At 72.3% G+C, this 11,790-nt stretch carries 14 protein-coding genes and 1 tRNA gene; 11 read left to right on the plus strand and 4 right to left on the minus strand.

The window, feature by feature from the left end; genetic code table 11:
* Window positions 1-8: 8 nt before the first annotated feature.
* Window positions 9-1,214 (minus strand): cupin domain-containing protein, encoded by a 1,206-nt coding sequence (locus IE321_RS03760; protein WP_190221762.1) that lies wholly within the window; start codon window positions 1,212-1,214, stop codon window positions 9-11.
* A 56-nt stretch (window positions 1,215-1,270) separates the two neighbouring features.
* On the opposite strand from IE321_RS03760, the gene IE321_RS03765 reads away from it, so the two are divergent.
* Window positions 1,271-1,732: a hypothetical protein gene (locus IE321_RS03765; protein ID WP_190221763.1), complete on the plus strand. Its 462-nt coding sequence runs from the start codon at window positions 1,271-1,273 to the stop codon at window positions 1,730-1,732.
* 92 nt (window positions 1,733-1,824) lie between these two features.
* On the opposite strand, the gene IE321_RS03770 is transcribed toward IE321_RS03765, so the two are convergent.
* Both IE321_RS03770 and IE321_RS03775 read right to left on the minus strand, forming a co-directional pair.
* The gene (locus tag IE321_RS03770; protein ID WP_190221764.1) at window positions 1,825-2,061 is read right to left on the minus strand and encodes a hypothetical protein; all 237 of its coding nucleotides are present in this window, start codon (window positions 2,059-2,061) and stop codon (window positions 1,825-1,827) included.
* The gene (locus IE321_RS03775; protein WP_190221765.1) at window positions 2,054-2,506 is read right to left on the minus strand and encodes an SRPBCC family protein; all 453 of its coding nucleotides are present in this window, start codon (window positions 2,504-2,506) and stop codon (window positions 2,054-2,056) included. The genes IE321_RS03770 and IE321_RS03775 overlap by 8 nt, the downstream gene beginning before the upstream one ends.
* A 430-nt stretch (window positions 2,507-2,936) precedes the next feature.
* Here IE321_RS03775 and IE321_RS03780 point away from each other — a divergent pair, with 430 nt between their 5' ends.
* The 9 genes from IE321_RS03780 to IE321_RS03820 all read left to right on the plus strand — a co-directional run bounded on the left by IE321_RS03780 (window position 2,937) and on the right by IE321_RS03820 (window position 10,790).
* Window positions 2,937-4,403 (plus strand): aminotransferase class I/II-fold pyridoxal phosphate-dependent enzyme, encoded by a 1,467-nt coding sequence (locus tag IE321_RS03780; RefSeq protein WP_190221766.1) that lies wholly within the window; start codon window positions 2,937-2,939, stop codon window positions 4,401-4,403.
* Window positions 4,404-4,505: 102 nt separating this feature from the next.
* A complete protein-coding gene (locus tag IE321_RS03785; protein ID WP_190221767.1) occupies window positions 4,506-5,690 on the plus strand; it encodes a zinc-dependent alcohol dehydrogenase in 1,185 nt (394 codons plus the stop codon).
* A gap of 90 nt (window positions 5,691-5,780) precedes the next feature.
* The gene (locus tag IE321_RS03790; protein ID WP_190221768.1) at window positions 5,781-6,470 is read left to right on the plus strand and encodes a HemK2/MTQ2 family protein methyltransferase; all 690 of its coding nucleotides are present in this window, start codon (window positions 5,781-5,783) and stop codon (window positions 6,468-6,470) included.
* A complete protein-coding gene (locus tag IE321_RS03795; RefSeq protein WP_372470309.1) occupies window positions 6,454-6,699 on the plus strand; it encodes a CDGSH iron-sulfur domain-containing protein in 246 nt (81 codons plus the stop codon). The genes IE321_RS03790 and IE321_RS03795 overlap by 17 nt, the downstream gene beginning before the upstream one ends.
* The gene (locus IE321_RS03800; protein ID WP_190221769.1) at window positions 6,699-7,721 is read left to right on the plus strand and encodes an iron-containing redox enzyme family protein; all 1,023 of its coding nucleotides are present in this window, start codon (window positions 6,699-6,701) and stop codon (window positions 7,719-7,721) included. The genes IE321_RS03795 and IE321_RS03800 overlap by 1 nt, the downstream gene beginning before the upstream one ends.
* A 173-nt stretch (window positions 7,722-7,894) precedes the next feature.
* Window positions 7,895-8,989 carry a carboxylate-amine ligase gene (locus tag IE321_RS03805; RefSeq protein WP_190221770.1) on the plus strand — a complete coding sequence of 365 codons (1,095 nt, stop codon included), beginning with the start codon at window positions 7,895-7,897 and terminating at the stop codon, window positions 8,987-8,989.
* Window positions 8,990-9,737: 748 nt separating this feature from the next.
* Window positions 9,738-10,226 (plus strand): hypothetical protein, encoded by a 489-nt coding sequence (locus tag IE321_RS03810; RefSeq protein ID WP_190221771.1) that lies wholly within the window; start codon window positions 9,738-9,740, stop codon window positions 10,224-10,226.
* Between the two features lie 76 nt (window positions 10,227-10,302).
* On the plus strand, window positions 10,303-10,545 hold the full coding sequence (locus IE321_RS03815; RefSeq protein WP_158983168.1) for a hypothetical protein: 243 nt from the start codon (window positions 10,303-10,305) through the stop codon (window positions 10,543-10,545).
* On the plus strand, window positions 10,542-10,790 hold the full coding sequence (locus IE321_RS03820; RefSeq protein WP_043220764.1) for a hypothetical protein: 249 nt from the start codon (window positions 10,542-10,544) through the stop codon (window positions 10,788-10,790). Before IE321_RS03815 ends, IE321_RS03820 begins: the two co-directional genes overlap by 4 nt.
* 208 nt (window positions 10,791-10,998) lie before the next feature.
* On the opposite strand, the gene IE321_RS03825 is transcribed toward IE321_RS03820, so the two are convergent.
* The gene (locus IE321_RS03825) at window positions 10,999-11,403 is read right to left on the minus strand and encodes an SMI1/KNR4 family protein (RefSeq protein ID WP_226652901.1); all 405 of its coding nucleotides are present in this window, start codon (window positions 11,401-11,403) and stop codon (window positions 10,999-11,001) included.
* Window positions 11,404-11,706: 303 nt separating this feature from the next.
* Between IE321_RS03825 and IE321_RS03830 the strand changes: the two genes are divergently transcribed.
* A tRNA-Gly gene (locus IE321_RS03830) sits at window positions 11,707-11,781 on the plus strand.
* Window positions 11,782-11,790: the final 9 nt, after the last annotated feature.

Below are 11,790 nucleotides of genomic sequence, written 5' to 3' on the forward strand. Positions count from 1 at the left end.
GGGCTGTCTCATGACGCGGCGGGGAGGAGTACGCCCGCGCGGAGCAGCCGTTCCACGAAGGGAAGACCCAGCTCGCCGGCCAGGTGAGTACCGCCGTCGAGCACTCGGAGCGCCGGGGGGAGCTCTTCCTCCGAAAGGTCGAGCCACCCGACGCGGGTGGCGAGGCGACGGCCCACCAGCCTCGCTTCCAACGCCTCCCGAAGCCGCACCGGCGAGTCGGGCGCGAGGTCGTCGAGAGCCCCGAGCTGCGCCAGGGGCCCCAGGGGCGCGGGGCGCGCCTGGCCGCGGCGGGCTCGGTGGAACAGGGGCGCGGGATCGGCTTCGGCGAGCGCGGCGACGAGACGTCGGCGTACGAAGTCGACGTCGTCGCCCGGACCGTCCACGCCCAGGGGGAGAGACCCGCGCATCTCCGCGTCCTCGCGCAGCAGCGCCAAGGCGGAATCGGCGAGTTGTCGTGCCAGCGCGTGCCGCGTCCAGACGTGGATGCCGAGGGTCAGGTGGATCGACACGGCGCCCAGCGCCTCGGCTGCGTGCAGCCAGCCGCGCGGCAGGTAGAGGACGTCGCCGGGTTCGAGCACGGTGTCGAGGTACGCCTCGCTCCGCGCGGCATCGGCGATCGCGGCGCGGTGAGCCGTCCAGGGCTGGTCGCGCAGCGGAGCCGGGTGCACGGGCTCGTGGACGATCCAGCGCTTGGTGCCGGTGACCTGCAGGACGAAGACGTCGTGGACGTCGTAGTGGTCGTCGAAGCCGCGGTTCTGGGGCGGGGTGACGTAGGCGTTCGCCTGCACGGGGTGGCCGAGTTCCGTACCGAGCCGCGCGGCGAAGTCCGTGACCGGCTGCCAGGTGCGCTGGAGTGCCTGCAGGACCAGGGTGCTGCCGTCGGCGAAGCTCCGCCACAGCGCGGTGTCGTCCAGCTGGTCCGCGACCGAAGCGCCCACTCCACCCGGCGACGTGTACGAGGACTCGGGGGCGGTGTCGCCGTCCTTGGCCACGCGGAGGAACGGCGTGCGCAGCCCGCGCCGGGAGACCAGCTCGTCCACGGCGGATGCCGAGAACAGGTCGGAGAAGTCACCGACCCCGCGGGTGAGCAGCGGGACCCGCCCCCAGACGCTCGTGGCGAACTCCTCGCGGCTGAGGCCGATCAGGCGCGTCTCCAGGACACGGCTCTCGGCATGCGAGGCCGTATCCCGAAGCGTCCTGGGAACGGTGCTCAACCGCCGTCGCCGGCTTCTTCGGCCCCCGCGTCGGCACCGCCGTCGGCACCGCCGTCATGTACGCCGGGCGTGCCCGCCGCACCGCCATCGGCCGGCCCCTCGGCGCCACCATCCGCACCGCCATCGGCCCCGCCATCGGCACCGCCGTCATGTACGCCGGGCGTGCCCGCCGCACCGCCATCGGCCGGCCCCTCGGCGCCACCATCCGCACCACCATCGGCCCCGCCATCGGCACCGCCGTCATGTACGCCAGACGTGCCCGCCGCACCACCATCGGCCGGCCCCTCGGCGCCACCATCCGCACCACCGTCCGCACCGCCGTCGGCACCGCCGTCATGTACGCCGGACGTGCCCGCCGCACCGCCGTCAGCCGGCCCCTCGGCGCCACCATCCGCACCACCATCGGCCCCGCCGTCCGCTCCCCCGTCGTGGACGTCAGGTGTGCCGTCGGCGCCGCCGTCCTCCGGGCCTTCCCGTCGTGTCGGGTCCTGCTCGGGGTGCGTCATATCTCCTCCTGAGGACAAGGGCTATCGGTGGGGGTGGGTCCCGTGCGGACCTCCTTTCCAAGCTCACCCACGTGTGTGGCACCGGCAACCGGAGGGTGCACGAGTCACACGCGCCGGGCGCTGTGGAGGGTCGCCCGCAGGGCGCGGGGACACAGGGCGGCTCCGGCCGCGTCGGCGTCCGGCGCACCGGGGGCGCCGCCACCGGGACGGGCGGCGGCAGCGGCGAGGGAGAGGTGCGGGAGCGGGGTTTCGGGCCGGCGGGTGCCGGGTGCGGGCCCGGCGCGCGGGTTCGCGACCGCCGGCCCGTGGGGACCGGCACCGATCGCCACCGCGTCAGGCACGGAACACCTCCTCGGGGCGCCGTTCCACCACCCTGGCCAGACGGGCCAGCATGCCCCGGTGCCTGAGCTGGAGGGCCGCCTCGCTCACCGGGTTGTGCAGGGTTCCTCCGAGGCCGCGCAGGGGGTGCTCGTCGCAGACGACGAGCGTCTCCTCGCCCCAGGGCCTGAGCTGGAAGAAGATCCTCGCCGTGCCGAGAGGGGCGAACGCGGCCTCCAGCTCCAGTTCACTGCCGGTCTCCTGGTGCCGGACGGTCGTCACTCCCTCGACGGACCATGGGCCCAGCCGGATCGTGTAGCGCAGCCGAGAGCCCTGTGAGGGCCAGGTGTCGTCCAGAGGGACGGACTCGGAGGGGCCCGCCACCCACTCCCCGTAGCTGCTCGGATCGGCGAGTACGGCCCACACCGTGTGTGGGGGACGTCGGACGAGCTGATGACGGACGGCCACGGCAGATCCTCCTTGCGAACGTCTGGGGGCGCGGCGCGGCCCCGTACGACCCGGCGAGGCGCCGGCCGGGCGCGCCCTCGCGCGTCGGGTGTCTCCAGGGTGAGGGGCCTTGCGTCAGCCTTCCACCGGGCGACCGGAGTCACGCCGGGGCCGAAGGGACCCTCCGTGACGGAGTGGTGTCGCGATCGTGGTGCCCCTACCCCGGGACTCATGCCCCAAGCGGTCGGGGCCCGGCGAGCCCACGACGGACCCACGGCCGTCCCCCCGCGAAGCCGTACAGCAGTGGCGAAGGGCCCGCACAAGGACCCGGTGCGGCGCCGACCCGGTCTCTCGGCGAGCGCGGTCGGCCGGCCCGCGCGGCGCTCCGCAGCACGTACCGAATCCCGCCGTATGTCCGTTTTCATGGTCGGTGCCGGGGCAGGCGCGCGCTATGGATCAGTCGAAGACACCCGTGCTCGATGCGTTGGCGGACTACCACGAGAAGGGCCAGACCCCGTTCACGCCTCCTGGGCACAAGCAGGGAAGGGGAACCGATCCCAGAGTGGTGGACGTGCTGGGCGACGCGGTGTTCCGGGCCGATGTCCTCGCGGTCAGCGGCCTGGACGACCGCACCTCGTCCGGGGGTGTGCTGGAGGAGGCGCAAGCCCTGATGGCCGAGGCCGTCGGCGCCGACCACGCCTTCTTCTCCACCTGCGGCAGCTCGCTCTCGGTGAAGTCGGCAATGCTGTCCGTCGCGGGGCCGCACGAGAAGCTGCTGGTCGGCCGCGACGCCCACAAGTCGGTGGTGTCGGGCCTGATCCTCTCGGGGATCGAGCCCGCCTGGGTGGACCCGCAATGGGATGCCGAGCGCCACCTGGCCCACTCCCCGACGGCCGAGGCGTTCGAGGCGGCGTTCGCCGAGCACCCCGACGCCCGGGGTGCGCTGGTGACGACACCGACCCCCTACGGCACCTGTTCGGACCTGGCCGCGATCGCCGAGGTCTGTCACCGGCGGGGCCGGCCCCTGATCGTCGACGAGGCGTGGGGCGCCCACCTGCCGTTCCACCCCGATCTTCCCACCTGGGCCATGGACGCCGGGGCCGACGTGTGCGTCACGTCCGTCCACAAGATGGGCTCCGCTCTGGAGCAGAGCTCCGTGTTCCACCTCCAGGGCGACCTGGTCCGGCCCGAGGTGCTCAAGAGCCGGGAGGACCTGCTGGGCACCACCAGCCCCAACGTGCTCATGTACGCCGCTCTGGACGGCTGGCGCCGTCAGATGGTCCAACACGGCGAGGCCCTGTTCGACCACGCGCTGGGCCTCGCGCGCAAGACCCGTGAGCGCATCTCCGGGATCGACGGCATCCGCGTCCACGGCCGGGACGACTTCTGCGGGCCCGGTCGGGCCGCGGACATGGACCCCCTCCAGATCATCATGGACATCAGCGCGTGGGAGACCACCGGCTACCGGGCCGCCGACTGGCTGCGTGCGCACCACCGGATCAACCTCCACATCGCCGACCACCGCCGCATCAGCGCCCAGTTCACCCACGCCGACGACACCGACACGGCGGAAGCACTCGTGGCGGGCCTGACGGAGCTGTCCGAGCGGCGGGCGGAGGTGCGCTCGGGCCGAACCGTCGAGATCCCGCCGCCGTCGACGCTGCGGCTGGAGCAGGTGATGCTTCCGCGGGACGCCTTCTTCGGCCGTACGGAGCAGGTGTCCTGGGAGGAGGCGGACGGCCGGATCGCCGCCGAGATGCTGACCCCCTACCCGCCGGGCATTCCGGCGGTGGTGCCGGGGGAGCGCCTGAACGGCGACGTTCTGCGCTACCTGCGGACCGGGGTGGAGGCGGGCATGGTCGTGCCGGATGCCGTCGACACCGCGGTCACGAGCGTTCGGGTGGTGCGCGACGGGTGAGCGGGCGGGCGGCGCCCGCGGACGAGCGATGGCCGGGCGACGCGGACGAGAGACGACGACACGAGCACGACACCAGCACGACACGGTCGATGAGGAGGCGTCATGAGGGCGCTCACGTGGCAGGGCAAGAGGGACGTACGCGTGGACACCGTTCCCGATCCGGTGATCCGGGACGGCGAAGACGTGATCGTCAGGATCACGACGACGGGTCTGTGCGGTTCCGACCTGCACCTCTACGAAGTCCTCGGCGCGTTCCTCGATCCCGGCGACATCCTGGGGCACGAGCCCATGGGAGTCGTCGAGGAGGTGGGACCGGAGGTCACCGTGCTGAAGCCCGGGGACCGGGTGGTGATCCCGTTCAACATCTCGTGCGGGTCGTGCTTCATGTGCGGTCACGGGCTGCACTCCCAGTGCGAGACGACGCAGGTACGGGAGCACGGCACGGGCGCCTCGCTGTTCGGGTACACGAAGCTCTACGGCCAGGTCCCGGGCGGGCAGGCGGAGTACCTGCGCGTGCCGTTCGGGAACTCGCTGCCGATCCCGGTTCCGGACGGGCCGCCCGACGACCGGTTCGTCTACCTCTCCGACGTCCTGCCCACGGCCTGGCAGGCCGTCGCGTACGCGGAAGTGCCGCCGGGAGGCAGCGTCGCGGTCCTCGGACTCGGTCCCATCGGCGACATGAGCTGCCGCATCGCCGCCCACCGCGGAGCCGGCACGGTCATCGGCGTCGATCTCGTCCCCGAGCGGCTGGAGAGGGCGCGTCGACGCGGCGTCCACGCCCTGGACCTGAAGGAGTGCGGCGACGACCTGTCCGACGCCGTCCGGTCCCTCACCGGGGGGCGCGGCCCTGACGCCGTCATCGACGCCGTGGGGATGGAGGCCCACGGCAGCCGCGTCGCCGCGGCCGCCCAGAGCCTGACCGCCCTCCTACCGGACGCGCCGGCCGCGGCGCTGATGAAGCGCGCCGGAGTCGACCGGCTCGCGGCCCTCCGGACCGCCGTCGACCTCGTCCGCCGCGGAGGCACCGTCTCGGTGTCCGGGGTGTACGGCGGCGCGGCCGATCCGCTGCCCCTGCTGACCATGTTCGACAAGCAGCTGACGCTGCGCATGGGCCAGGCCAACGTACTGCGCTGGGTCGACGACATCCTCCCCCTGCTCACCGACGGGGACCCGCTGGGCGTCGACGACTTCGCCACCCACCGCCTGCCGCTCGAACAGGCTCCGGACGCGTACGCCATGTTCCAGAAGAAGCAGGACGGGGCCGTCAAGGTCCTCTTCTCGCCCTGACACGCGTCGACGTCCTGTGGCCCCGCGGGCCACCGACCACGTAAGCGGCTCGTACGCGAGCCGGGTTCGCATCCGGAGACGAGGTACACGATGACCACCACGGATCTGGCCCCGGGGGCCCTCCCCCGCGGCCTGTTCGCCCTCCCGAGCGTCTACCGGCCTCAGGCGGACACGCGTCTGCTCGCCGCCGCGCTCGCCCAGGAGGAGGTCGGGCCCCTCACCGACGTGCTGGAGATCGGCACCGGGACCGGTGCACTCGCCCTCCACGCCGCGCGCAGGGGCGCCGCCACGGTCACGGCGGTCGACGTCTCCTGGCCCGCGGTGGTGACGGCACGGATGAACGCCCTGCTCCACCAGTTGCCGCTGCGCGTTCTGCACGGCGACTTCGCCGAGCGGACTCCTGGGCGACGCTTCGACCTGGTCGTGACCAACCCCCCGTACGTTCCGTCCCCCGGGACCCGGTTGCCCTTGCGGGGTGCGGAGCGGGCCTGGGACGCGGGTCCCGACGGGCGCCTGGTGATCGACCGCATCTGCCGGGGCGCCGCCTCCCTGCTTCGCCCCGGCGGCGTTCTGCTGATGGTGCACTCGGGCATGTGCGGGGCGGAGACGACCGTGGACCGGCTGACCGGCGAGGGCTTGTCCGCCGCGATCGCGGCGCGTGAGTCCGTCCCGTGGGGCCCGGTCCTGCGTTCGCGACGGGCCTGGCTGGAGCGGCGGGGCCTGGCGAGCCCGGACGAGAAGCGAGAGGAACTGGTGGTCATCCGTGCCCGCAACCTCTGACGGCACCCCGGCCCGCACGTCCGCGTGCCGGGTGTTCGTGGACCCCGAGGGGCCCGTGGTCGTGGAGGGCCCCGTCGAGATCGTTCTGGCCGACGGGACGGTCGCCCGTTCCGACCGCTTCTCCGTCGCCATCTGTACGTGTCGGCGCAGTCGCGCGTACCCCTGGTGCGACACCAGTCATCGCCGCCGCGAGCGAGCCGGGCGGCAGGCCGAGGAAAGGAAGCAGTGATGCCCCCTCCGAGCCCGAGCCCGGTGGTCGCCGACAGGGCTCCCCGCCTCGTGGAGGAGCGGGGCGAGCTGTCCCGCGCCGTGACGCGGGCCCTCCGCTCGGGCGCCGCGCCGCGCCACGCGGCCGTGGCGGTGCGGCGCGCCGACCCCTGGGGCGAGGACCTGCACCTCGCCCTCTACCTCCTGTACGAGCTGCACTACCGGGGCTTCGAGGGGGTGGACGACGCCCGGGAGTGGGACCCCGACCTCCTGCGGTTGCGGCGGGCGCTGGAATCGCGCTTCCTCAACGCCCTGCGCGCCGAGCTGACCGATGCGCCGCGGACCGTCTCCGAAGCCTTCGCGCCCCTGCTCGTCGAGCCCGTGGACCTCACCGGCAGCCTCAGCCAGTACCTGGCGACGGACGGGGAGTTGTGGCAGCTGCGCGAGTACGCGGCCCTGCGTTCCCTCTACCACCTCAAGGAAGCCGACCCGCATGCCTGGGTGATCCCCCGGCTCACCGGCCGGGCCAAGGCCGCCATGGTCGCCATCGAGTACGACGAGTTCGGCGCCGGCCGCGCCGACCGCGTCCACGCACGGCTCTTCGCGGCCCTCATGGACGACCTCGACCTCGACAACGCCTACGGCCGGTACGTGGACCACGCGCCCGCCCCGCTCCTGGCGACCGTGAACCTGATGTCCCTGCTCGGGCTCCACCGCGCTCTGCGCGGCGCCCTCGTCGGCCACTTCGCCAGTGTCGAGATCACGTCGTCACCCGGATCCAGGCGCTTGGCCAAGGCCATGCGGCGCTGCGGGGCGGGAGCCGCGGCGGAACGCTTCTACGCCGAACACGTGGAGGCCGACGCCGTCCACGAGCAGGTGGTGCGCCACGGCGTCGTCGACGGGCTCCTGACCGACGAGCCCGCTCTGGAGCCCGACATCGCCTTCGGCTGCGCCGCGACCGTCCTGTTGGAGGACCGCCTCACCGCCCACATCCGCGAGGCGTGGGACCGGAGTGCCAGTGCGCTGCGCCGGCCCCTGCAGTAACGGTCGGTGAGGGGAGAGGGGACGAACGTGTACCGGTCTCACCCGGCGTCGAAGCCGGCGCCTGTTCATCGACGGCCGGCCATTCGGCCTGTGGTGGGCTCCAGCCGTTCTTCGACAGGTGCGAGGGGACGCCGAGGACGGGTGATCAAGAAGTGCCGGGGTAGGCGCGACCTGTGATCACCATGGGCGTGGAAGAGGAGTATCTGCTGGTGGACCCGGTGACAGCCGTCCCGGTCCCGGTGGCGGCGGAGGTGCGCCGCGCGGCAGGTCTGGGACCCTTCGCGGACGGCGTCGAGATTCAGGACGAGTTGCTGCAGGCGCAGATCGAGGTGGCCACGCCCGTGTGCTGGAGCCTCGATGAAGTGGGAGGCCACCTGCTGAGGCTGCGTCACGCGGTCGCCACCGCCGCCGAGGCGAGCGGCGTCCGGGTGGCCGCGACGGGGGCCGCGCCGTTGCGGGGTGACCTGCCCGTGCCCGTGACCCCCACACCGCGCTATCTCATGATGGAGGGAGCGGCTCGCCAGTTGGTCGACGAGCAGTTGATCTGCGGCATGCACGTGCACGTGGGAGTCCCCGATCCGGAGACGGGCGTGGCGGTGCTGAACCGGATCCGGGGCTGGCTCCCCACCCTGCTGGCGATGTCCGCCAACTCCCCTCTGTGGGAGCGTCGGGACACCGGGTTCGCGAGTTGGCGCACCATCATCTTCGGTCGTTGGCCCGTCAGTGGCCCGCCGCCGCACTTCGACGGGCTCTGCGACTACGAGCAGCGGCTGGAGCGGTTGGTGGAGTCCGGCGTGATCACCGACCGGGGGCAGGTCTACTGGCAGGCCCGTCTGTCCGACAGCTACCCCACGGTCGAAGTGCGCTGCCTGGACGTCCAGCTGCGCCCCGACGACGCCGTCATGCTCGCCGGGATCATCCGAGGGCTGGTGGCCACGGCCATCGCGGAGGAGAAGGCCGAGATGCCCCTCCCCGAGGTCGCGCCGGAGCTGACGCAGGTCGCGAACTGGCACGCCGCCCGGCACGGTCTGAACGGGATCCTGCTGGATCCGCTGGGGCGCCCGCACCGCGGCCCGGACGTGCTGTACGCCCTCCTGCGACACATCACCGCCGCCCTGGAGGACGCGGGTGATCTCCGCCTGGTGAGCGGGCTCGTCGATCGGCTCCTGAACCGCGGCACACCGGCCGAGCGCCAGCGCCGTGCTCTGGAGGAGGCGGGACTGCCGGGGCTGATCGATCTGGTGACCGGCGCCGGCGCATCCGCATGATCCGCCCGGACGCCACCTGGACACGCACGTGGTGGGGGCGGTGGAAGAGTACGAGAGCCTGCAGACCCCGTACGGCGGTCGCGCGGTCGGCGACGGCGAGGTCGGCCGCGAGGGTCAGCGCGAGGGTTCCGTCCACGAAGGTGACGGGCGGCATGGCGGGCTGCTTTCCACCAGCCGGACCGGGCCGCGGCCCAGAGGCGCGTGCGCTCTGCGCCGCCGGAAGGACCGGGAAGGCCGGACGTCGGGGACATGCGCGGCGGGCGGGGCCGCCATCGGCGTAGCGACGACCTGAGCCGAGGGACTCCCGGCTGCGCGGCTGGTGGAGATCCGACCCTCCAAAATGGGATGCGGTACGGACCCGTACGGTCCACCGGCCTTCGGACAGCTCTCACGCCACGCCCCTGTCCGCCGCTCAGCCCAGCGACCGCCCGCGCCCGGCACGCGAGGACTCGTGGTCCCTCTCGCCGCCGGCCCGCCCGCGCCAACCCTCACCCCCTGGTCACCGCCCACACCTCCGCCGACCGCACCTCCCCCAGGGGCAACCCCAGCCGTCGGCGAACCGCGCGGCCGCATCGGGCTGCAGACCAGTCGACCACGCACGGATCGGATCCCGGGGCAGGCCAAGCACACAGGTGACCTCGTCCGCCTGATCCAGCTCTTCGGCCCGCCACCGACCACCGCCATGCCCCCGGGGGCACAGCCTCGATGTAGCGATGGGGTTGTGTCTGCGTGGCGCAGGATGGTGCCCATGCACACTCTTTTCGATCCCCCCGAGCCCCGTCGCGTCTCGCCAGGCGAGTACCCCATGTGGGACCGGGCTCTCGCCCTTCTCAACCGGGACCTGGCGGTGACCCTTCCCGAGCAGGAGCCCCTGCAACTGCTGGCTGTTCCACCGTACGATGCGGACGAGCCGGAGAACGTCTACGTCGCTCTGGCCAGCGGCGAGTGGCACGGCAATTACCTGGAACCGGACCCGGCGGACGACCCTGCCTCTGCGCTGGCGATCGTCGCCGATGCCGCGCAGGAGACCGTCACCGAGCTTCTGTGGCAGGCGTGGCCTCTGTGCGCCGAGCATGGCCTGGGCATGCATCCGCGGGAAGCGGACGAGCAGCTGTCCTGGTGGTGCGCGGGAGAGCGGTCGACTCGCGGCCCAGCCCATGTCCTTGCGACCGTGGGCGCGCTCGACGCTCTTGTCCACCCACCTCGCCCCCCTCGCAAGCGGAGACGGGCGAGTTGAGGAGGGTCACGTCTCAGAGGGCGTGTTTCCCACTGGTCCTCTGCCGTGCCCGTGGTCGGGTCGCTACGCTCGTCACATGACCGAGTTGACGTTGTCCATTGAGGACCGCCTGGCGGACCAGGTGGTCGAGTCCGCTCGCCGGTACGGGCTGCCCGTGCAGGAGTACGTGGAACGGGTGCTTCGCGCTGCCGAGACGCCAGGAGCGCCTGATCGTGAGGAGCGCGCGCTGGAACTGGCGCGTGGCGCCTACCGGCATTACGTGGACAGCGGCCGGTCCGAGGACGGGGCGATGTCCATGGCGGAGGTCTTCGGTCCGTGACCGCGATCCCCGCGAGGTTCGCGTCGACCGTCGGCCAGACCATCCGTTCCCTGCCCATGGCCGAACGGGCGGAACTCCAGCAGGCCATCGTCCGCGCCTGTGAGGATCCCTGGTCCTGGCCTCAGGCCGACAAGTACGAGATGGACGAATCCGTACGTGTCATCACCACCCGCGCCGCCCTCGTCCACTACGTGATCCTGCCGGGTCCCGATCCGCACCTGTGGGTCTTCGCGATCGCTGTCTGAGCCCGTCCGCCCGGCGACAGCAGCACGCCGGCTGCGGAGCACCGACCGACGAGCGTGCCGCTCGCGGACGGAGGGCGGGCCGAACTCGGCCCATGGGGTTGAACGTTCGGTCGTACACCTGGCGTAGGCCTCGCGTCGCCGGCCGGTCCAGGGGCTCGCACCGGTCGGCAGGGGCGTCGGTCCAAGGGTGCTGTCTTCCGAGGCCGGTCTACCGGTACCAGTCTCCGGTCGACCGCAGGGCCCGTTCGATGTACTGGTCCAGGCTGTAGGAGACCAGGTAGCGGCTGTCCGTCTCGTGGTCCCAGACGAAGACCTCGTCGCGTTGCGGGGTTCGGACGAAGGCGAACTGGTCCCCTCCCCCGTTGTCGCCGAAGAACATCAGCGGTTCGAAGGGCATGTACAGCTCGGTGAAGTCTCGGGCGCTGCGGAAGTCCGCGTTGTCCTTCGCGATCCGCTCGGCGCTCCAGACGACGTCGAGACCGTGGCGTCCTCGCACGCCGTTGCACTCTCGCAGCAGACCGGCCAACTGCGGGGGCAGCGGCTGTCCGAGCGTGCTTTCGACCACGGCCAGCGCTTGCTCTCCGGCCGGGGCATCGAGCTCAGCACCGGCCATCGTCTGGAGGATCTGTTCCCGCCACATCGAAGAAGCGTCTCAGACGCCGGGACGCCGGATTGCCCCGGGTCGACCCGGGGCGATCCGGCTCCAGTGCCCGATGCGTGCTGTCTGCCCTTCGGGGCCCGCCTGCGGGTGCCTGCTCGGCAGTGTCTGCGACTGGTGCGATCGCGTCGTCACGCGAGGGGGTGGTCTCTCAGGCATGGCGCGCGAGTTGCCCGCCTCCGACCGACCGGGGACGACAACCGATGACGTACTCGCAACCCGCTCTGGGAGGCAGGCTCTACACTCGGTGGCCTGGGAGCGGGGTCGTAGCACAGAGGTAATGCACCGCGATGCCATCTCGGAGGACGCCGGTTCGAATCCGGTCGCCCCGCTCTCTCCTCG

This window comes from Streptomyces hydrogenans, assembly GCF_014656075.1.
GTDB lineage: Bacteria > Actinomycetota > Actinomycetes > Streptomycetales > Streptomycetaceae > Streptomyces > Streptomyces hydrogenans.